General features: G+C 60.9%; 15 protein-coding genes and 2 tRNA genes. 9 read left to right on the forward strand and 8 right to left on the reverse strand.

The features are described from left to right. Nucleotides 1-437: 437 nt before the first annotated feature. The 5 genes from glpC to ACE1BR_RS03570 all read right to left on the reverse strand — a co-directional run bounded on the left by glpC (nt 438) and on the right by ACE1BR_RS03570 (nt 6,066). Nucleotides 438-1,640 (reverse strand): anaerobic glycerol-3-phosphate dehydrogenase subunit GlpC, encoded by a 1,203-nt coding sequence (gene glpC, locus ACE1BR_RS03550; RefSeq protein WP_374867683.1) that lies wholly within the window; start codon nt 1,638-1,640, stop codon nt 438-440. Nucleotides 1,641-1,691: 51 nt separating this feature from the next. Then, nucleotides 1,692-2,957, reverse strand: coding sequence for a glycerol-3-phosphate dehydrogenase subunit GlpB (glpB, locus tag ACE1BR_RS03555; protein ID WP_374867685.1), 1,266 nt, complete (start codon nt 2,955-2,957; stop codon nt 1,692-1,694). Next, nucleotides 2,947-4,620: an anaerobic glycerol-3-phosphate dehydrogenase subunit A gene (gene glpA, locus ACE1BR_RS03560; RefSeq protein WP_374867686.1), complete on the reverse strand. Its 1,674-nt coding sequence runs from the start codon at nt 4,618-4,620 to the stop codon at nt 2,947-2,949. The genes glpB and glpA overlap by 11 nt, the downstream gene beginning before the upstream one ends. A gap of 162 nt (nt 4,621-4,782) precedes the next feature. After that, nucleotides 4,783-5,556, reverse strand: coding sequence for a PilZ domain-containing protein (locus tag ACE1BR_RS03565; RefSeq protein ID WP_374867688.1), 774 nt, complete (start codon nt 5,554-5,556; stop codon nt 4,783-4,785). A gap of 45 nt (nt 5,557-5,601) precedes the next feature. Continuing rightward, complete coding sequence (locus tag ACE1BR_RS03570) at nt 5,602-6,066, reverse strand: YchJ family protein (protein ID WP_374867690.1); 465 nt, start codon at nt 6,064-6,066, stop codon at nt 5,602-5,604. 139 nt (nt 6,067-6,205) lie between these two features. Between ACE1BR_RS03570 and ACE1BR_RS03575 the strand changes: the two genes are divergently transcribed. The 4 genes from ACE1BR_RS03575 (at nt 6,206) to ACE1BR_RS03590 (ending at nt 11,123) form a co-directional block, all read left to right on the forward strand. Further along, nucleotides 6,206-7,873: a methyl-accepting chemotaxis protein gene (locus tag ACE1BR_RS03575; protein WP_374867692.1), complete on the forward strand. Its 1,668-nt coding sequence runs from the start codon at nt 6,206-6,208 to the stop codon at nt 7,871-7,873. Nucleotides 7,874-8,005: 132 nt separating this feature from the next. Continuing rightward, nucleotides 8,006-9,217: an ROK family protein gene (locus ACE1BR_RS03580; RefSeq protein ID WP_374867694.1), complete on the forward strand. Its 1,212-nt coding sequence runs from the start codon at nt 8,006-8,008 to the stop codon at nt 9,215-9,217. A gap of 170 nt (nt 9,218-9,387) precedes the next feature. Next, nucleotides 9,388-10,143 carry a tRNA-uridine aminocarboxypropyltransferase gene (locus ACE1BR_RS03585; RefSeq protein ID WP_374867696.1) on the forward strand — a complete coding sequence of 252 codons (756 nt, stop codon included), beginning with the start codon at nt 9,388-9,390 and terminating at the stop codon, nt 10,141-10,143. A gap of 203 nt (nt 10,144-10,346) precedes the next feature. Next, nucleotides 10,347-11,123 (forward strand): TSUP family transporter, encoded by a 777-nt coding sequence (locus tag ACE1BR_RS03590; RefSeq protein WP_374867698.1) that lies wholly within the window; start codon nt 10,347-10,349, stop codon nt 11,121-11,123. 77 nt (nt 11,124-11,200) lie between these two features. On the opposite strand, the gene ACE1BR_RS03595 is transcribed toward ACE1BR_RS03590, so the two are convergent. After that, entirely contained in the window at nt 11,201-12,067 is an 867-nt protein-coding gene (locus tag ACE1BR_RS03595) for a LysR family transcriptional regulator (protein ID WP_374867700.1), read from the reverse strand. A 69-nt stretch (nt 12,068-12,136) separates the two neighbouring features. After that, nucleotides 12,137-13,054 (reverse strand): DMT family transporter, encoded by a 918-nt coding sequence (locus ACE1BR_RS03600; RefSeq protein ID WP_374867702.1) that lies wholly within the window; start codon nt 13,052-13,054, stop codon nt 12,137-12,139. A gap of 175 nt (nt 13,055-13,229) precedes the next feature. On the opposite strand from ACE1BR_RS03600, the gene ACE1BR_RS03605 reads away from it, so the two are divergent. The 3 genes from ACE1BR_RS03605 (at nt 13,230) to ACE1BR_RS03615 (ending at nt 16,899) form a co-directional block, all read left to right on the forward strand. Then, entirely contained in the window at nt 13,230-14,108 is an 879-nt protein-coding gene (locus ACE1BR_RS03605) for a helix-turn-helix domain-containing protein (protein WP_374867704.1), read from the forward strand. Between the two features lie 262 nt (nt 14,109-14,370). Further along, nucleotides 14,371-16,008 carry an ATP-dependent endonuclease gene (locus ACE1BR_RS03610; RefSeq protein ID WP_374867706.1) on the forward strand — a complete coding sequence of 546 codons (1,638 nt, stop codon included), beginning with the start codon at nt 14,371-14,373 and terminating at the stop codon, nt 16,006-16,008. A 171-nt stretch (nt 16,009-16,179) separates the two neighbouring features. Next, nucleotides 16,180-16,899, forward strand: coding sequence for a hypothetical protein (locus ACE1BR_RS03615; protein WP_374867708.1), 720 nt, complete (start codon nt 16,180-16,182; stop codon nt 16,897-16,899). A gap of 88 nt (nt 16,900-16,987) precedes the next feature. Here ACE1BR_RS03615 and glgX read toward each other — a convergent pair whose 3' ends face one another. After that, on the reverse strand, nt 16,988-19,051 hold the full coding sequence (gene glgX, locus ACE1BR_RS03620) for a glycogen debranching protein GlgX (RefSeq protein ID WP_374867710.1): 2,064 nt from the start codon (nt 19,049-19,051) through the stop codon (nt 16,988-16,990). Between the two features lie 196 nt (nt 19,052-19,247). On the opposite strand from glgX, the gene ACE1BR_RS03625 reads away from it, so the two are divergent. Both ACE1BR_RS03625 and ACE1BR_RS03630 read left to right on the forward strand, forming a co-directional pair. Beyond that, a tRNA-Met gene (locus ACE1BR_RS03625) sits at nt 19,248-19,324 on the forward strand. A 92-nt stretch (nt 19,325-19,416) separates the two neighbouring features. After that, nucleotides 19,417-19,493, forward strand: a tRNA-Met gene (locus ACE1BR_RS03630). Nucleotides 19,494-19,587: the final 94 nt, after the last annotated feature.

The following is a 19,587-nucleotide window of genomic DNA, read 5'->3' on the forward strand; positions in this document are numbered from 1 at the left end:
TCTCACCATGGCCCTTTCAGAAGTTTGATTGAGCGCAATACCTGCACGGTTTCATATCTGTTTACTCTCATCTCTCATCTCTCATCTCTCATCTCTCATCCTCACCGGTAAATATATAAAGAGGTGCCTGGACCACATGCATGGGGGTGGAGATGTATGCAACGGGATGGGTATAAGCTGATGTTTCGATACGCCACAAGTATCGTGATGCATGATGATGGTTTATGGGCCAATGGGTAAGTCGCGTTCACCAACATGCCATAAACTGCACGTTACCTATGGTAGTTGGGGTAACTAAGCTGACAGATGTTGGGTGGATTGGGCAAAAAAATACCCCCTGAAGCGATGCTCAGGGGGTGAATACCACAAGCTGGCACAAGCGGTGTTTTTTAGTATATCTGCGTGGATTGCTTTTTATTTGACCTGGCTTGCATCGTTCAGGCCAGTGCCTGGGCCAGCAGGTGGATGGGATGTTCGCAGCGGAACGCTGTGCTCATCTCGATCTGCCATTTGCAGGTTTCGCAATCGGTGATCACCAGGTCGGGTTTGAGGCGATTGATCTGATCAAACAGTCCTTCGCCGATGGTCTGGCTGGTCTGGTAGTTTTCCGACTTGAAGCCGTAGGTACCGGCGATACCGCAGCACTGGGACTCCAGCACTGTCACCTTGACCCCGGGAATCGCGCGCAGCAATTCGAGGGTGTAGATGACGCCGCCCATCTTCTCCATGTGGCAGGGGGTGTGGTAGGCGATGTGCAGATTGAGCGGCTTCATCGCCGGCTTGTTGCCCTGATAGAACTCGTTCCACAGGAAGCGGGTCACCAGCGAGATGCGATCGCGCACCTTGTGGTTGTCCTGCTCCAGCAGGTGGGGATATTCGTCGCGCAGGGTAAAGCCGCAGGTGGAGGAGGTGGCCAGCAGCGGCATCTCGTTGCCAAGCAGGGAGTTTTCCATCTGCCGGATATTGAACGCCGCCTGCTGTTTGGCCTTATCCATGAAGCCGTTGGCAATCAGCGGCACGCCGCAGCACTTCTCCCGCTCCAGCAACTGCATGCCGATGTTCATGGCGTTGAGCACCTGCACCAGCTCCTTGCCAAGCTGCGGGTGGTTGTAGTTGACGTAGCAGCCGTGGAAGTAGGCTATCTGGCGCGCAAAGCGGGCCTGAGTCTCTTTCTGCTTCTTGTACCAGCCGCGGAAGGTGCCCTGGGAGTACTTGGGCAGGTCGCGGTGGGAGGATACCCCCAGCGCCTTGTCCAGCACCATTTTCATTGGCTTGAGGCCGGTGGTGAAGTTGACCACCGGGGCCATCAGGGTTGACATGCTGCCCATCAGATCGGTGTGAGAGAGCACAAATTCGCGGATCCCCGGTTTGAAGCCGCTGTACTTGTCTTTGGCCTTGGCGATGATGTCGCCAATGCGCACCCCGCTCGGGCAGGCGACTTCGCAGCGCTTGCAGTTGGTGCAGTGCTTGAGGGCGCTGTCAAAGAGCTCCGGGCTCTTGATCCGCAGTCGCTCCCCATCCGGGCCAGCCTGCTTGGGGCCGGGGTAGGCGGGATTGGCCTTGGCCACCGGACAGTAGGCGGTGCAGACGGTGCATTTGATGCACTGATCGAACGTTTGGTTGGCATGATCCAGTAGCATGTCAGTTCTCCTCCCGTAGGGTGTGAAGGCACGGGATATGGGGCAAAATCATCATTGGGCAGCGCCCAGAATATGGCCGGCAGCCTGCCAGCCGGTGGCAACGGCGACACCGGAACCTGACCCCTCTTTGATGGGGTCATAGTGCGCCAGCACGCTGCCAGCGCCGTAGAGGTTGGCGAGCGGTTTACCACCGCGCAGCACTCTGAGCTGGTCATCGGTTTTGACCCCGAAGCCCATGAAGGGGTGGTGGTCAAACAGGCGGCGGCCCGCCCAGGCATCGCGCTCATCCAGACTCAGCACATCGGCATCGAAGATGGGTTCGCGAATGCCGCGCAGACGGGACTCCAGCCCGCGGCTGAAGAAGCTGCCGGAGGCGAGCACGAAGTTGTCCGCTTCAAACAGTTGATCATCACCATTCTGGGTGTGTACGCCGACCACCCGATCACCCTCGTAACGAGCGCCCAACACCCGCTCGCTGGTGAGGAAGGTGCCGCCAAGGGCCATGAAGCGGCGCTTGAGCGCCTCCTGCATCCGCATCCCGATCAGTGACGGTGGCATGGTGGCCACCTCCTTGATGGTGCAACCGGTGCGCTGCTCCAGCTCCGCCAGACGCGGGCCAACCAGCCCGAGTGACAGGCAGGCGGGCAGCACGATATGGCGGCAGCCAGGTTCGCCGCATTCGTGGACCATGCGACTGATCTCGCTGGCGAGATCCGCCACCAGATGGTGTTTGTCACAGAGGCGTGCGATGTCGGCGGAGCGAAACTCGTGGGGGTTGCGGCTGAATTCGGCCAGTTGGGGCAGGCGGATCTCGCCAGTCAGAATGCGGCAGTGAGCGAAACGCGGATGGGTCGCCAGATTGGCTGCCGCCAGCGCCGGATGAAAGTCGCGAAAGCCCTCAAGGGTGGCCAGCAACAGGCTATCCGGAATGGGGGCATCGGTGACACAGGCGCAGGTATCGGGGGAGAGCCAGGTGCGCTTGAGGGTGCCGATGGGAGTCAAACGCTCATGGTTGGTCTCGTGGCGCATCAGCGGCAGCCCCTGCTCGGCGCAGTGGCGCTGCAGATCGGCCAGGCTCGCTTCGATGTTTTGCATTCCCACCTTGCTGTAGGGGTGATCCGGATGGGCGGCCATAAAGGCGGGCAGGGCGGCGCGGGGATCTCCCTCGCTCTCCAGCAGATCGACCGAGCCGGAGGAGAAGTGCAGCGCACTCTGGCCAGAGGCCATCAGCAGGGTCTTCTGGCCAGCTTCTACCAGACGCAGGGCCGCCGAGAGGCCAGCCATGCCACCGCCGATAACGATATTGTCAAACTTCATGACGGCTCTCCTTGTGAGTGGTCTCGCTGGTGGGGGCGAGCGAGGGATCGGCCACCAGTTGTGGTGCAGTCCACTCGCCCAGACCAAACAGCCCTTCGTAGATCCAGTAGGTAAACTCGGCCTCGCGCAGGGCATCGCCCCACAGCACGGGGCGGGTGCCCTTGTAGCGCTCCTCCAGGAACTGGCGCAGCATGACGCAGGCCTGACGGCCATCGGCTTTGCCGTACTCCTGCATCAGGCCGGCGGCGCGATAGGCGCACAGCTCCCCCTGACAGGGGCCCATGCCCAGACGAGTGCGGCGGCGCAGATCGACGAGGTTGTCCACATCCAGCTCGCGCAGGGCGTATTCGATTTCACCCGCGGTGACCATTTCGCACTCGCAGATGAGGGCGTTGGCCTTGGGGTTGTCGCGGAAAAAGGCGATGACCCGCTCGCCATGGCGGTATTGGGCCGAGCCTTCGGCAGGCACCGAGAGCCCCGGGGCGGAGACTTTCTCCGGATCCCGCGAGCCGGGCAGGCTGAGCACGGCAGTCTGGCAAGGCTTGCTGTTGCCGAGCTTCTTGGCCAGCAGATCGGTGGCCCATTCGGCCATCAGCCGGTAGGTCATCAGTTTGCCACCGGTGATGGTGTTGAAACCCTTGAGTCCATCGCGCTCGGCGTGATCGAGCAGCACGATGCCGCGGCTGATGTTGCGGCCGCTCTCGTCGCCATCCACCGCCACCAGCGGGCGAACGCCTGCATAGGCGCGCAGCAGACGGGTACGGGCCATGATGGGAGCGAGCTTGATCCCTTCGCGCAGCAGCACCTCCACCTCTTCGGGTTCGACAGTGAGCTGGTCAATCTTGTGGTAATCGATGCGACTGGAGGTGGTGCCGATGAGGGAGATGGTATCGCCCGGCACCAGAATGTCCGCATCCGCCGGTTTGCGAGCACGGTTGAGCACCAGCTGGTTGATACGGTAATCCATGATGAGCAGGGAGCCCTTGGCCGGGAACATGCGAATGCCGAGATCGGCGTATTCGCAAATTTGCTGGCCCCAGATGCCAGCTGCGTTGATCACCTCCTGACACTCCACCTCGAACGCTTCGCCGGTGCGGGTGTTGATCGCCTTGACCCCGTGCACTCGATCCTGAGAGCGCAAGAGCCCCAGCACCTTGCTGTGGGTGAAGATGCGGGCGCCGTGCTCTTTGGCATCCAGCACGTTGGCGGCGGCGAGACGGAAGGGGTCGACCGTGCCATCCGGCACATGGATGGCGCCGATCATCGCCGGGTTGGCGTTGGGCTCCATGCGCAGGGCTTCACCGGGATCGAGCTGACGGGTTTCAATTCCGGCACGGGCGCAGGCATCCATAAAGGTGGTTTGGAAATTGATGTCATCTTCCGGCAGGGTGAGGAAGAGGCCGCCAGTGTCTTCGACACAGTGGTTGGCAATTCGCTTGAGGATGCGGTTTTCCTGGATGCACTCGCGAGCGGACTCCTGATCCGTCACCGCATAGCGGGCGCCCGAGTGCAGCAGGCCGTGGTTACGCCCGGTGGTGCCTGCGGCGATATCATCCCGTTCGAGCAGGATACAGTCGATGCCGCGCAATGCGCAGTCGCGCATGATCCCGGCCCCTGTTGCTCCGCCGCCTATGATGACGACTTGTGTAGTTATTCTTTGCATTGTGCCCGTCTCGCTACTCACATTGCTGACGAGTGTGACCTGAACGAGGAACAAAATGTTTGATTCAGACCAAAAAAATGAGCGAGATCGAACATTATGGAACATGAATGTCCAGATTTGTGATCGAGATCGGCCTGTTATTGAGGAGAAACTCGGGCAGTACTAGCCCACAACGGTGCTCGTAAATGAGCCTGGCTGAGTGCGAACGACCATCTGATGGCCATTGAATTCGAGATGCTGCAGGAAGGTGCCACTCTGTTGCAGGCCCGCGCTGTCGAACTGCATGCCATAGACGGGGTAGTTGTTGATCTGGCGCTGGTTGCGCACCGTGCCAGTCAGCAGGTAGGGCTCCCCGTTGGTGGTGAGGGTATTGAGCCGCAACTCGAGGGCATGGTTGAGGGGAATTGCGGGCGCCTGATGATCGGTGCTGAATGCGCAGCCTGCCAGTGAAAAGTCCACCAGATGAATATTGAGGGGGCGCTGGGCAAAGAGAGCAATCGCTTCACAGCTGATGGGGTAACGCACCTCTTTGCGGATCTTGAACAGGGTGATGGTCTCGGGCTGGCGCATGGTGAAGAGCTGGGGCTGCTTGTTGAACTGCTCAATCAAGCCTTCGAAGCAGAGCATCGCCCCCATACCCCGTTCACAAATAATGGCTGCGGTGACCCGATAACCGGGTTGGCAGTAGAGCGCAGCATCGGCCGCCGTTGTTGCGGGCAGACTGAAGTAGACCACGCGAGCCTTGTCGGCACCGATCAGGACGGCAGGCAGAGAGCGTAACTGTCCGGTCGGGGTGATCACCTCGATCACCACCTTGCTGGCGGGATGGAGGTAGTCCATTACATCGGGGCCCTGTATGGCGACCCCCTTCTCCTTGTTGGCCTTGATGCGATCTTTAATGGATTTGAAGGGTGACTGCTGAGTCTGCTGTGTCATGGATCATGGTCCTGATGCTCCCGCGTTACAGATTCATTTAAGTAGTCAGCCTCGATTGCCGCAACACTTCTTGAACTTCTTGCCGCTGCCACAAGGGCAGGGGTCATTGCGGCCGGTTTTGAGCGGCAGGGGATCAATTTCTCCCTCGGTATAGACCCAGCGTCCTGCATAACGAACAAAACGGGAGCGTTCGTGGAGGCAGTGGCGTAGCTCTCCCTCTTTAAACCAGGCCTTGAACTCCACCATGCCGGTGTCATCAGCCGGGCCACCCTGGCTGGCGATAATCTCGAGGCCATCCCACTGGGTGTCGGTGTGTGACAACTCGGCTGCCGTCATGCCATTGAGCTGGTCAGGATGCCAGCTGTGTACCAGATACTCCCCCAATCCCAGCACGAAGGCGCTGTAGCGCGAACGCATCAGCTGCTCTGGGGTGTCAGCCACAGCGCCACTGTGCAGTGAGCCACAGCACTGTTCGAGAGAGAGGAGGGAACCGCAGGGACAAAGAGTCATGATATTGAATTTCTCGCCGATGATGTAAGGGAGCGTTTTGATTAAGAGAATTGTAACGAAAGCGGGCCTCGCCCTGCCAGCACCTATACTGATGGGTGGGCAAGGAATTCCAATAAAAACAGCTGCAAGGATGTGAAAGATGACGCTAAAACAGAAAATCCTGTTACTGGGGGCGGTGCCCGTCCTGTTGATGGCCCTGGCGGTCAACCTCAGTAACTACATGGTCTCAAAAAGCGATCTGGAGTCGGATCTGGTGGTGGCGCGGGAAAATGCCATCAAGGAGCGCAAAGCGCTGCTCAGCAGCTACATCATGATGGCCAAAACCGCTATCGATGCGGTTTATGCGCTGCCGGACTCACCGGAAAATCGCCAAAAGGTCAAAGAGCTGTTGCGGCCACTACGTTATGGCAACGATGGCTACTTCTTTGTCTATGACTTCGAAGGCAACACCATACTGTTGCCGATCAAAACGGAGCTGGAGGGCAAAAACCGCTGGAATGACAAGGATGCCAAGGGCAAGTTCCTGATCCAGGAGATCCTCAAGTCAGCCCGCCAGGGGGATGGCTACACCGAGTACTGGACTGCCAAGCCCTCCATCAATCGTGATGCGCCCAAGCTGGCCTTTACTCTGGTGCTCGACAAATACCAGTGGATCATAGGTACCGGTTTTTATATCGATGATATCGACAATGAGCTGGCAGCCTTGCGTGCCGAGCGTGAAAGCAAGATGAGCAGCTCCCTGCAGGTGGGGGTGGTGGTGATCCTGGTGATTCTGGGGATCACCCTGGTGGCTACCGTGATCGTGGGTAATCGGGTCACCAAACCGCTGGCGGATGCGGTGCTGGCATTGAACGACATTGCCAACGGTGACGGGGATTTGACCCAGCGTCTCAAGGTGCAGAGCAAGGATGAAATTGGCCAGCTGGCCAGCGCCTTCAACCGCTTTGTCGAGCGGATCCAGTCGGTGGTGAGTCAGGTGGGTGAAACCAGCAACCACCTCTTCAGCGCTGTCGACAAGTTGCATCATCTGAGCGAGCACTACGACCAGCAGATGCATGGCCATAGCCGCGAGACCGATCAGGTGGTCACCGCGGTGACCGAGATGAGCTCTACCGCGCAGGAGGTGGCAGCCAGTGCCTCCAACGCGGCCAGCGCTACCAGCGATGCCGCCCGTGAATCCGATGCGGCGCGCGGCGTGGTGGGTACCGCCATCAACAGCATCAACCGGCTGGTGGGCGAGGTGCATACCGCCTCCGGCGTAATTGCCCAGTTGGCGCAGGAGACCGCCAAGATCGGCTCGGTGGTTGAAGTCATTCGCGGCATCGCCGAGCAGACTAACCTGCTGGCGCTCAACGCAGCCATCGAAGCGGCGCGGGCCGGTGAGCAGGGGCGCGGCTTTGCGGTGGTGGCGGACGAAGTACGCTCACTGGCTGGTCGTACCCAGCAGAGCACCAAAGAGATCAACGAGATGCTCCAGCGCCTGCAAGGTGGGGTGAAACAGGCGGTGGATGTGATGCAGGCGAGCGAGGATCGCAGCCAAGAGACGGTGCAGGAGGCGAGCCACATCGCCAGCTCTCTCGACAGCATGGTGATGGCGGTCAGCACCATCAACGACATGAACATCCAGATCGCCACCGCCGCCGAGGAGCAGCATGCGGTCTCCGAGGAGATCAACAAGAACCTGGTGGCCATCCAGCAGATTGTCAGCGAGCTGACCAGCGCGGCGGTGGAGTCCAACAGCACCACCCGCGATCTGGCCAATACTGGCGACAAATTGCGCAAACTGGTGTCGCAATTCCGCTACTGATCCTGCCAAGGGTCGTGACGGTAGCCACAAGATGCGGTCTGAACCCCGGTTCAGGCCGCTCTTTATTTGGGGATTGACTAATAATGTGTGAAAATTGGCAGCCTCTTTTGTTCAGCCTTTGCCCCATACCCTATGAATGAGATCGTGAAAGGTAGTATCGACTTGATCCGCCAGCTCAACTATGGCTTGGTCTATGCCAGCCTGGAAGAGCACAAGGAGCTGTCGCGCACCGATCTCTCCCGGCTTACCGGCCTCTCGCCTGCCAGTATCACCAAGATCACCCGTGAACTGCTCGATGGCGGACTGGTGGTGACCTGTGGTGAAAGCTCGGTGGGGCGAGGCCGTCGCCAGACCCTGCTGCGTATCAACGAGCGCCGCTTCCAGTTTCTTTCCATGCGTCTTGGCCGCGGTTATGTGGACATGGCGCTGTTCGACTTCTCCGGTCGATCCCTGTCGCGCCATCGTCACCTCTTTACCGAGGCTGAGCGCGCCGATCTGCTGGGCAGCCTGGTGTATGCCATCCGCAGCTTCCTGCCGAAAAAGGCCCTCAGTCTGGCCTGTATTGCCCTCTGTCTGCCCGGTCAGGTGGAGCGCCACTCCGGCATGGTCAAGCACTTCCCCTTCTACGATCTGCGCAACTGGCCGCTGGGGCCGACCTTGCAGGAGGCGTTTGCGGTGCCGGTGCTGGTGAGCGGTGATGTGCGTACCTGGATCCAGGCCGAGCGGGAGTGGGGGGCGGCCAAGAATTGCGCCGATGCGGTGCTGGTGTTCGTCCACAACGACATCGGGGTCGGCATGGTGGTTAACGGCCAACTGATAGAGAGCGAGAGCGCGCTGCTAGGTGATCTCAGTCACCTGCAGCTCGAACCTTACGGCCAGCGCTGCTATTGCGGCGGTTTTGGCTGCGCCTGCACCCTGGTGACCAATCAGGCGCTGGAGGCGCAATACCGGGATCTGCGCGAGCGGATGCAGGAGCACGACTTGCCGGAGAGTGTCACCATTCGCGAACTGTGCGAGCTGGCGCTGGCGGGCAACAGCCTCTGTCAGGATATTCTCCATCAGGCGGCGGGCCGCCTCTCCAAGGTGCTCTCCAACCTCATCTGCCTGCTCAATCCGGGCAAGTTGCTGCTGGGGGGCGAGATCACCCGTGCCGATAGGTTGTTGTTCCCCATGCTGCACCAGTCGCTGGCCAGCCAGTTGCCTGCCGAATATCTGGTGCGGCTGCAGATTGAATCCACCCACTTCTACGAAGATCCCACCAAGCCCACTTCGGTGCAGGTGCACAAGGCGCTGCGCGATGGCAGCCTGTTGCTGGATCTGCTGCGCAGCTGTCAGGAGTCGTAAGGCGGGTTGTGCGGGGCGATAACGGCAGGGATTGCTGTTCCACCAGCGCGTAACTCGGTACAATCTTGCGCTTTTCTGGCCGCACCCTTGTTATCGGGCGCCCTTGGCGCCGTGACATGTTGCCGCCCTTGCCGTTGTGGCCCCTGTTTTGATTCCAGTTGTGAACCTAGATGAAGCCTGTTCCTGATCACGCCGTCAATCGCCTGCGGGCCTGGCGCAAGAGTATCTCTACCCGACCGTTTCTCGCCCGTGGTGGCACCCTGGCCCGTTGTCCAGCCTGTCAGCTGCGCGAGGACTGGTGTGCCTGCGAGTGGCGCCCCGAGCTCAAAGCGGAGGCCGGTTTCTGCCTGCTGATGTATGACAGCGAGCCGATGAAGCCCTCCAACACTGGCCGCCTCATTGCCGATGTGTTGCCGGATAGCACCTGGGCCTTTCTCTGGTCGCGCACCCAGCCCCATCCCGAATTGCTGGCGTTGCTGGCCGATCCCGCCTGGCAGCCCTATGTGGTCTTTCCCGCCTGTGAAAAGGAGCCTGCCCGTTTGACTGGCGAGGTGACGCTGGCGCCGGGCAAGAAGCCGCTCTTTATCCTGCTCGACGGCACCTGGCCCGAGGCGCGCAAGATGTTCAACAAGAGCCCCTATCTCGACGGTTTTCCGGTGCTGGCCATCAAGCCTGATGCGCTCTCGACTTATGGCATGCGGGTGGCCAACTGCGACGAGCACCTCTGCACCGCGGAAGTGGCGGCCTGCGTGCTGGAAGTGGCGGGGGAGCTCAAGGCGGGGCAGGCACTGCAGCACTGGTTCAATCTGTTCAGCAGCCGCTACATGGCCGGGCGGGTCAGCCGTTTCCCCGGTGCCGATGAGGCTCATCTGTGTGCGGCGCTGGCGGCCATCAAGGACGCGGAAGTCGCGTCACCGGTGCGGTAACGGGCCTTCTGAGGGTTGGAGCAGGGTGCTGGCAGCACAAATCAATGAAAATCAGGAATCAATTGGCTGCCATTGTTTCGTTAGATTCATGGACTCTGGCCCGCTAGGATAGCGGACAGCCTGTGCAGCACCCTGCACAACCCCGTTTTTGTTCGCCCCGGTTGCCCCTCTGTGCGGGGAACCCAAGTTTGTGAGGTCTATGGATGGAATTGGAACTGGTTACCCTGTTTGCCCTGTTTGGGGTGGCGCTTATCGCTGGCTTTATCGATGCCATCGCCGGTGGCGGCGGCTTGTTGACGGTGCCTGCTCTGCTCGCTACCGGCATGCCCCCCGCGCTGGTGCTCGGCACCAACAAGTTGCAGAGCAGTTTTGGCTCCTTCTCCGCCACCTGGTTTTATGCCCGCAAGGGGCTGCTGGAGTGGGCGATGATCTGGCCCGCGGTGATCTGCACCTTTATCGGTGCGGCGGTGGGCACCCTGGCGGTGCAGACCATCGACGCCGCCATTCTCGAGCGTTTGCTCCCCTTCCTGCTGATGGCCTTTGCCTGCTACTTCTTCTTTTCGCCACGGGTGAGCGATGCCGAGAGCTCCCGCCGCCTGACTCCCATGTTGTTTGCGCTGCTGGTGGGGGGCGGGGTCGGCTTTTATGACGGCTTCTTCGGGCCGGGTACCGGTTCATTCTTTGCCATCGGGTTTGTGGCGCTGGCGGGCTTTGGCATGGCGCGGGCCACCGCTCATACCAAGCTGCTCAACTTCACCTCCAACATCGCCTCCCTGCTGTTTTTCGCCCTCGGCGGCAAGGTGGTGTGGAGCGTCGGTTTCTGCATGGCGCTGGGGCAGTTTGTCGGGGCACGGTTCGGCTCCAAAATGGTGCTTAAGCAAGGGGTGAAGCTGATCAAGCCGCTGCTGGTAACCGTCTCCCTGCTGATGTCTGCCAAGCTGGTCTGGAGTCAGTATCCAGAGCTGTTTGCCTGGATCTGAGTCGCGGTGAGTGTGCGACACATCTGACTTTTACGGGGCCCTTGGGCCCCGTTGTCATTACTGGCGTGTTTACACAACTAGCGCGGCGTGTCGCGGTAGTGGTCGAAGTGTTTGCGCAGGGCGTTCACCAGTTTGGCAATTCGCTCGCGCTTGAGGCTGCTCTGCCGGTAGACCAGATGGAGCGGGCGCCCCAGTCCGGGTAGTGGACGCGCCATCTCCCCCTGTTCCCCCACCAGCGCCAGCAGGCCGGCGGGCAGCAGCACCGGGCCAATCCCCGCCTTGGCCAGCTCAATCATCGCCAGATAGGAGTCGAGCTCCATGGCGGGTTCCAGCCCCATATTTGCCAGCGGTTCGCGCAGATAGCGGTTGGACGGGTTCTCCAGATCCATGGTGAGGATCTTGCGCCTCTGCCCCCCGGCGGCAGGGGGCAGGCTCTGCAGCGCTTCCCCCACCAGATAGAAGGGCTCCTCCAATAGCAACTCGGCCCCGAGGCCGTGGCCGGGCGGGAGGCGTCCGGCGCAGATGCCGAGCAGGGCATCGCCGCTGCGCACCCGGGCCAGAATCACCGGGGTGTGGTGGGTAGAGAGGGCGAGATGCGGGTCGCGGCTCAGGTAGCCGCGCATAAAGTGGGCGAGGTAGCCCGCCAGCAGGGTTTCGGAGCAGGCGACGGGGAGGGGGCTGTGATCCGCCAGATCCTGGCTATCGGCCAGCACCCCCTTCATCTCGGCAAGGCTCGGCGCCACCCGCTCCAGCAGCTCTTGCGCCTGCGGGGTGAGCCGGATCTGGCGCCCCTCCGGCTCGATCAGCTTCTTGCCGAGGCGCAGCTCCAGTTGGGCAATCCGCTTGCTCACCGCCGACTGGCTGATGTAGAGGCGACTGGCCACCTTGGCCATGGTCCCTTCGCTTGCCAGCAGGCTGAGTGTCTCCAGCCCTTCCAGTAACATAGTGCCCCCTTTTTATCGCTATCCGGATCGCCACCGATGGGATCTGCGCTACCTTAGGGGCTGACCGCCTCAGGAGCAAGTGTCGTTTGCTGCCTTGGCTGGTCGAATGCGCCATTCGCTGAGGTGTGGCGCGAAGATCACCAGATTGCCGATCAGGCTGATCACCACTCCGACTACCGAGACCGGCTGCCAGACAAAGCCTTCGTACAAGGTGGAGAGGGTGAGCGCTACCAGCGGAAAGAGCACGGTGGCGTAGGATGCCTTGCTGGCACCGATGCGCCCTACCAGGGTCAGGTAGGCGGTAAAGGCGATCACCGAGCCAAACAGGGCGAGATAGACCATGGCCGCCAGATAGTGGCTATCGGTCGGTACCACCAGCTGTTGGCCGAGCAGTGTGACCCAGCCCAGCAACAGCAGGACGCCGTAAACCATGCCCCAGGGCACCAGTTGCAGTACATGGTAGCCGTGGCGCTGGCCCCGGGCCGAGACCAGATTGCCCAGCGAAAAGCAGAGGGTGCCGCCGCAGGCGAGCAGCAGTCCCTTCCAGCCGTTTGCACCCAGTTGCGCATCCGCCAGTACCGGCCAGAACAGCAGCAGGGTACCCAGAAGCCCCAGCATGGAGCCTTGCAGCCAGCGCAGGGTGGGACGCTTGCGCTCGAACAGCCAGAGGTTGAGGCCATTGAAGATGCTGGCGCTGGCAAATATCACTGCCGACATGCCACTCGGAATGTAGCGGGTGGCGTGGTAGAAGCAGAGAAAGTTGGTGGAAAAGAGCAGGGCGCCAAGCAGCGCGGCGTAGCGCTGGCCGTGCCACGGCAGGCGCGGAAAGCGGCCGCTGGCAGTGAGCAGGGCAAACAGCGCCACCGCCGCCAGCAGGAAGCGGTAGAGCACCGACACCTCGATGGGAATGGGGCCAAGTTGCCAGGCGATGGCAATCCAGGTGCTGCCCCAGATAAGCACGGTGGCAAGATAGAGCATCAGGTTCATCACAGTTCCGGTGAGTCAGGGGGAGGGATGACCCACTATGGGGCGAGCCCTGATCGCTGGATTACACCATCTTGCGGTTTTTCATCGTCCTGCGCTGTCATCTGCGGGTGTGGTCGGTAAGATGGATGGCAAGCGGGATAACCCGTACACATAACCAGAGCAGGCGGCGGGGTGAATGAAAATAGCAGGGGTATTTGATGCACTGGTCAGCACCGGCGCCCGGCTGGAGGACGCCTGCTGGCTCGAACCCGGGCTCGGGGTGGCCAGCTGGCGCAACTGCTATGACCAGACCCGCTATCACAAGCCGGGCCACCATACCCTGAGCGTCTATCTGCAAGGGGGCGAGCAGACCGAGCGACTCGATGGGCCGGGTGGCCACGGTGGCACTGGCAAGGTGTGCATCATGCCGGATCACCACAGATCCGAATGGCTGGTGCGCGAGGAGTTTCGCTTCTTCCACCTCTACTTCACCCCGGCTCACCTCACCCGCATCGCCGAGGAGGTGTGTGACAAGGAGGGGCGCCACCTGCAACTGGTAGATAAGACTTTTATCGATGATCCGCAGGCGGCCGGGTTGGTGCAGCGCCAGCTGATGCAGCTGGAGTGGCAGCACGGGGTCGATCGGCTGGCGCTTTCCCACGGTGCCTGGATGTTGATCCTCCACGCCTATCGCCACCATACCGAGGAGGCCCCCGGTCTGCCGCCTCTGCGTGGTGGGCTGGCGCCCGTGGTGATCAAGCGGGTGCAGGAGTATCTGCAAGCCCATCTGGCCGACTCGGTGACGCTGGCAGAGCTGGCCCAGCAAGCGGGGCTGAGCGAGTACCACTTTGCCCGCATGTTCGGCCAGAGTCTCGGCTGCCCGCCTCACCGTTATTTGCTGGGGCTGCGGCTCAAACGGGCCAAACAACTGCTGGCTGGCCCGGAGCCGCTGGCCAGCATCGCCAGTCAGTGCGGCTTCTCTTCGCAGGCCCATTTCGGCAACCGTTTTCGCGAGGCGTTTGGTTTGACGCCGGGACAGTGGCGGGCGCAATTGTCATCTTCCCGTCACAGATAAGCCTGAGACTTTGAGCAAAAGAGGTGTACTCTCTACCACTTATCCATTGAAAGGAATGCCCATTGAATTATCGCAAACGTCAAATCCGTACCCGTCATCTCTGGTTCAGCCACTGGAATGCTCCGCAAGATCGCACCGCCGTTGTTACCCCTCCCGAACCTGCAGTGCCTCACAGTTCACGTTGAAAAAGCGCCACCTCCGATAGGATTTTTCCGGTAACTTTGCCACTATTGCCCCATCACAATGATGTGGACGCGGCTGGATGTTTCTGGAACGTATTGAAGTCAAAGGTTTTCGCGGTATAAATCGCCTTTCGCTCGGGCTGGATCACACCACAGTGCTGATCGGTGAGAACACCTGGGGTAAATCGAGCCTGCTGCGCGCCCTCTGGTGCCTGCTAGGGCAGGATGCCGAGCCCTATCAGTTCACCGCCGAGGATTTTCACCAACCGGAAGATCCCGAACTGGCCCCGGCGCGTCATCTGCAACTGGTGCTCACCTTCAGTGAGCACAGACCCCAGATGTGCCAGCACTCCCGTCGGCTGGCCCGACTCTGCCCCTCCTGGGTGCTGCACAAGGACAAATTCCACCGTATTCACTATCGCGCCAGCGCCGAGCTGCAGGCGGATGGAACTGTGCTCACCATTCACGACTTTCTTGACGGGGTAGGCAAGAGCCTGCCCATCGCCAACGCCCATGAGCTGGTCTGCCTGCTGATCACCATGAACCCGGTGTTTCGGCTGCGCGATGCCCGCACCGCCCGCAACGGGGTGGAGGCCCTGCAGTGGGGTGATCTCTCGGAGCATCGCCTGAGCGAGTTGGCGGACAAGCTGATCGACGAACCCCAGCGCATCGGCGAGCCGGAGCTCAAAGAGGCGCTGCAGGCGGTGCGCCAGCTGATGGATCACTACTTCAACGCCCTGGCTCCCATCAAGAACAAGCCGCGCAGTCAGCGCGACATCATCAATCGCCCCATGACCCTGCGCAATCCGGGCAACCTGCATACCCTGCTGCGCCGCGCCGATAACCGTGCGCTGCAACTGGCGATGGCGGGGATGGCGGCGACCCTGTTGCAGGCGCGGGGCAACCGCGAGCTGGAGGAGGGGGCCCGCCCCATCATGATCCTCGAAGATCCCGAAAGTCGGCTTCACCCGACCATGCTGGCGCTGGCGTGGGGGCTGCTGGAACAACTGCCGGGCCAGAAGCTGCTCACCACCAACTCGGGAGATCTGCTCTCTTCCCTGCCGCTCAATCAGGTACGACGACTGGTGCGGCGGCAGCAGGATATCCTCTGTCACCAGCTGGGCGGCGAACGCTACAGCAGCGACGATCTGCGCAAGATCGCCTTCCATGTGCGGATCAACCGCCCCATGTCGCTGTTTGCCCGCTGCTGGCTGCTGGTGGAGGGGGAGACCGAGATCTGGCTGCTCTCCGAGCTGGCCCAGATCTGCGGTTACAGCTTGCGGGCCGAAGGGGTGCGGATCATCGAATTTGCCCAGTGCGGCCAGTCGCCGCTGATCAAGGTGGCGCGGGATTTTGGCATCGAGTGGCACTTGCTCACCGATGGCGACGAGGCGGGGCTCAAGTATGCCGCCTCGGCCCGCGGTCAGCTCAAGGGCGAGCGGGAGCGAGACCGACTGACCCAGCTCCCTGCCGCCGACATCGAGCACTACCTCTATCACAACGGCTTTGAGGCGGTGTTCCGGCGCGAGGCCGGGGTGGGTGGGCGCGCCATGTGGAGCGCCAGCCACATCATCAACAAGGCGATCCATCACCGCAGTAAGCCGGGGATGGCGCTGGCGGTGGTGGAAGAGGCTGAGCGGCTAGGTGCCGACCATATTCCGCCGGTGATCCGCCAGATGTTTGCCCGGGTGGTGGCGCTGGCCCGCGGTCAGGGCTGAAGCCGGTGCTGCGCAATGGCCGGGCCATGGATCTGCTCAAGGTACGGTCGAGCTGGTGGCAAATTGCCGCAGGATTGTTTGCCGTGATTGGGGATGGCCGCCGGTTTGGGTATACTCGCCCCTCTCTGGCGCCCCGCTGGCGCACTTCGAATCCTTGCTGCTGGAGGCATCATGTTCGTCCAACTCCCTTTTTGGCTCTTTCCCCTCACCGGACTGATGGCGCTTGGCGCGCTGATCGCCCTTGGCATCGTGCTGTGGCGCGGTGATCTCTGCCCCGGCCAGCGTTCGCGGATCAGTCAGCAGCTCTTCTCCATCTGGGTTATTACCGCCCTCTCTTTGATGCTGGCGGTGGAGGCCAAGGCGGCCAGCTGGCTCATCTGGAGTGGTGGTATTGCGCTGGTGTCGGGGATCGGCCTCTCGCTCGCCCAATCCCGGCTGGAAGGCAAACGTTCAGTCCCCTCGACGCTGCTCTGGTTACCGGCGTTGCCCCTCGTTGTGTATGGCGTCGGGCTGCTGCAACTGCAGGGCTGGGTGAGTGGTCTGCTGCAGATGGCGATGCTGGGGGCGGCGTTTGCCCATTTGATGTTGCTGCGAGCCCGTCATCGCCTCACCGCGTTCAATACCTTGCTGCCGCTGGCCGGTCTGGTTGGTGCCATGGTCAGCCTTATCTGGCTGGCGGTGCTGGTGGGCTGGCAAGGGAGTGAGGCCAATCTCGATGCCCTGATCCCGGCGGTGGTGACTCAGGCTGCGTTGCTGGTGGCCTCTCTGCTGCTCTGGTTCAGCCCACTCTATCTGCAGCGTGATACCGCACCGGTGGTGGTCTCTACCTCCCTGTGTGGCCTGCTGATTGCCCAGATAGCTGCCACCAGCGTGCTGCACCAGCTGGTCTGACGCTGGCGTTGAAACTGGCATAGAAAAGAGAAAGCCCCGAGCCTTGGCTCGGGGCTTTTGCATATCTGGCTTGCAGGTATCGCATGTATCAATAGAAGTCGTCGGCCCCACAGATAAAGAGGCAACTGCTGCGTGGCTGGGCGAGATACTCCCGGGTCAGCCCCTCCAGCGGCATACCGAAGGTGCAGATGTCTTGCGGCGAGGGGAGCGCGGTATCGAGGATCCGCCGCCAGTAACCACCGACTCCCTTGGGTGGGCTGGGCAGGTTGAAGGTAAGGGGCTCCCAGTAGGCGTTGAACAGCACATAGAGTGCCAGCTTGGTTTCGCTCGACAGCGCCGACATGGCGATGGCGTGGGAGTGGGGGCTGAAGTCCGGCTGCATGGCGTTGACCCCGTGCCAGCAGATCTCGCTGTGACGCAGGATCTCGGTCAGCGACAGCGGCATGCTCTCTTGCTCCGGCCGTTGGAACAGGTGTTTGCGGTATTGGATCAGCTCTTTCATAAAGCGGAACATCTCCTGACCGCGGGCGTTGGGCAGCCAGTTCATCCAGCAGGTGGCGTTGTCCTGACAGTAGCCGTTGTTGTTGCCCCGCTGGGTGCGCAGCAGCTCGTCTCCCATCAGCAGCATGGGGGAGCCCACCGAGAGCAAGGTCGCCACCATCATGTTCTTGGCCTGACGCATCCGCAGGGCGTTGATCTGGGGATCTTCGGTGATCCCTTCATGGCCGTGGTTCCAGCTGAAGTTGTGATCGCAGCCGTCACGGTTCTCCTCCCCGTTGGCTTCATTGTGCTTGCCGTTGTAACTGGCCCAGTCCCACAGGGTAAAGCCATCGTGGCAGGTGACGAAGTTGATGCTCTTCTCGGGGTCGGCGTGGTGGTAGTGGTAGATGTCTGGGCTGCCGCACAGCCGCTCGACAAAGGTGGTGACGCTGTTGTCATCGCCGCGCAGGAAGCGGCGAACATCATCCCTGAACTGACCATTCCATTCACGCCAGCGGGCCCCGGCGAGCGACCCCACCTGATAGAGTCCCCCGGCATCCCAGGCTTCGGCAATCAGCTTGATATCGGCGATGTTGGGATCGGTATCTATGGTGCGCAGGGTGGGGGCATTGGCTTGCGGCTGACCCGATTCATCCCGCGACAGGATGGCGGCCAGATCGAATCGGAAGCCATCGACGTGCATCTCCTGACGCCAGAAGTGGAGGCTGTCCATGATCATCCGCAGTACCACGGGGTGGGCGCCGTTGAAAGTGTTGCCGCAGCCGGAGTAGTTGGTGTCTTTCTGGTTGTTGTCGAGGATGTAGTAGGCCTCGTTGTCGATGCCGCGAAACGAGAAGGTGGGGCCATCTTCTCCCCCCTCTGCGGTGTGGTTGTAGACCACATCGAGGATCACTTCGATATTGGCACGGTGCAACGCCTTGACCATGTCGCGAAACTCGGTGAGAGGATCATCACCGCAGGCGTACTGGGCGTGCGGAGCAAAAAAGGACATGGGGCTGTAACCCCAGTAGTTGGATAACCCTTTGGGGGCATCCTGGGGATCGAACTGGAACACCGGCAGCAACTCGACGGCGGTGACGCCGAGGGATTGCAGATAAGGGATCTTCTCGATAAGCCCGAGATAGGTACCGCGCAGCGCCGGATCGACCCCGGAGCTGGGTGACTTGGTAAAGCCCCCCAGATGCAGCTCGTAGATCACCGAGCGGGAGAGGGAATGGGCGGGCAATTTATCCCCTTCCCAGTTGTAGTTGCGGGTATCGACCACCCGGTTTTTGGCGCAACAGGCCAGATTGCTGCCGGCGCGGGCCGCCGCCCAGCGGTCGTAGTGGGGGCCGAGCTCGATGCTGCGGCCATAGGGATCGAGCAGCACCTTGTCAGCATCGAAGCGGGTGCCACAGTAGGGGCGCCACGGGCCTTGAATGCGATAGGCATAGCGTTGCCCGCTTGGCAAACCCTCGATATGGATATGCCAGTAGTAGGCGGTACGGTTGAAGCGGGGCGAGAGCGGGATCACTTCGGGAGTGCTGTCCTCGGCGCTGGCGAAGAGCAGCAGTTCAACCCTGTTGGCCAGACGAGCCCAGATCGCGAAGTTGACGCCGTGACTGTCGGGTGTAGCCCCCAACTGACGGCAGTGACCGGCTGAGATGCGCATATTATACCTACCCAAAACGAGGATTGATTATCTTACTGAGTGTAGTGTGGGATGGTTTGTCTGGACTCGTTTGCCTGAAAAAACAGCATGATGCTGTTAATGTCCGCACTGTTTGTCCGATTAATCTACGAATAAACTTTTTTTGAGATATTTACTTGCAATCTGTGCGCTGGCGCCTATTATTGGCGACCTCAGACGCGGGGTGGAGCAGCTCGGTAGCTCGTCGGGCTCATAACCCGAAGGTCGTCGGTTCAAATCCGGCCCCCGCAACCATCTGAGTTCCGGCACTGCAAATCAGATGAATCGGTTGGCAATAAAGGAAGAACGAATTGGCTACTGCTCGGCCATTTCGAGAAAAATTCGGACGCGGGGTGGAGCAGCTCGGTAGCTCGTCGGGCTCATAACCCGAAGGTCGTCAGTTCAAATCTGGCCCCCGCAACCAACTTTTTTAGTCAGCGTGCGATTGTGTAAACAATCGAAAGCAGACAAACGCCATCAAGCTACTGCTCGGCTTGAGGGTGACAATTCGGACGCGG

Source organism: Aeromonas sp. MdU4, from assembly GCF_041929505.1.
Taxonomy (GTDB): Bacteria; Pseudomonadota; Gammaproteobacteria; order Enterobacterales; family Aeromonadaceae; genus Aeromonas.

Excerpts from the sequence above, each read along its gene's own strand:
- ACE1BR_RS03595 (WP_374867700.1), bottom strand. The coding sequence starts at position 12,067 with ATGTTACTGGAAGGGCTGGAGACACTCAGCCTGCTGGCAAGCGAAGGG.
- glpA (WP_374867686.1), bottom strand. The coding sequence starts at position 4,620 with ATGCAAAGAATAACTACACAAGTCGTCATCATAGGCGGCGGAGCAACA.
- ACE1BR_RS03615 (WP_374867708.1), top strand. The coding sequence starts at position 16,180 with ATGTTCGTCCAACTCCCTTTTTGGCTCTTTCCCCTCACCGGACTGATG.
- ACE1BR_RS03585 (WP_374867696.1), top strand. The coding sequence starts at position 9,388 with ATGAAGCCTGTTCCTGATCACGCCGTCAATCGCCTGCGGGCCTGGCGC.
- ACE1BR_RS03570 (WP_374867690.1), bottom strand. The coding sequence starts at position 6,066 with ATGACTCTTTGTCCCTGCGGTTCCCTCCTCTCTCTCGAACAGTGCTGT.
- ACE1BR_RS03605 (WP_374867704.1), top strand. The coding sequence starts at position 13,230 with ATGAAAATAGCAGGGGTATTTGATGCACTGGTCAGCACCGGCGCCCGG.
- ACE1BR_RS03610 (WP_374867706.1), top strand. The coding sequence starts at position 14,371 with ATGTTTCTGGAACGTATTGAAGTCAAAGGTTTTCGCGGTATAAATCGC.
- ACE1BR_RS03600 (WP_374867702.1), bottom strand. The coding sequence starts at position 13,054 with ATGAACCTGATGCTCTATCTTGCCACCGTGCTTATCTGGGGCAGCACC.
- ACE1BR_RS03565 (WP_374867688.1), bottom strand. The coding sequence starts at position 5,556 with ATGACACAGCAGACTCAGCAGTCACCCTTCAAATCCATTAAAGATCGC.
- glgX (WP_374867710.1), bottom strand. The coding sequence starts at position 19,051 with ATGCGCATCTCAGCCGGTCACTGCCGTCAGTTGGGGGCTACACCCGAC.
- glpB (WP_374867685.1), bottom strand. The coding sequence starts at position 2,957 with ATGAAGTTTGACAATATCGTTATCGGCGGTGGCATGGCTGGCCTCTCG.
- ACE1BR_RS03580 (WP_374867694.1), top strand. The coding sequence starts at position 8,006 with ATGAATGAGATCGTGAAAGGTAGTATCGACTTGATCCGCCAGCTCAAC.
- glpC (WP_374867683.1), bottom strand. The coding sequence starts at position 1,640 with ATGCTACTGGATCATGCCAACCAAACGTTCGATCAGTGCATCAAATGC.
- ACE1BR_RS03590 (WP_374867698.1), top strand. The coding sequence starts at position 10,347 with ATGGAATTGGAACTGGTTACCCTGTTTGCCCTGTTTGGGGTGGCGCTT.
- ACE1BR_RS03575 (WP_374867692.1), top strand. The coding sequence starts at position 6,206 with ATGACGCTAAAACAGAAAATCCTGTTACTGGGGGCGGTGCCCGTCCTG.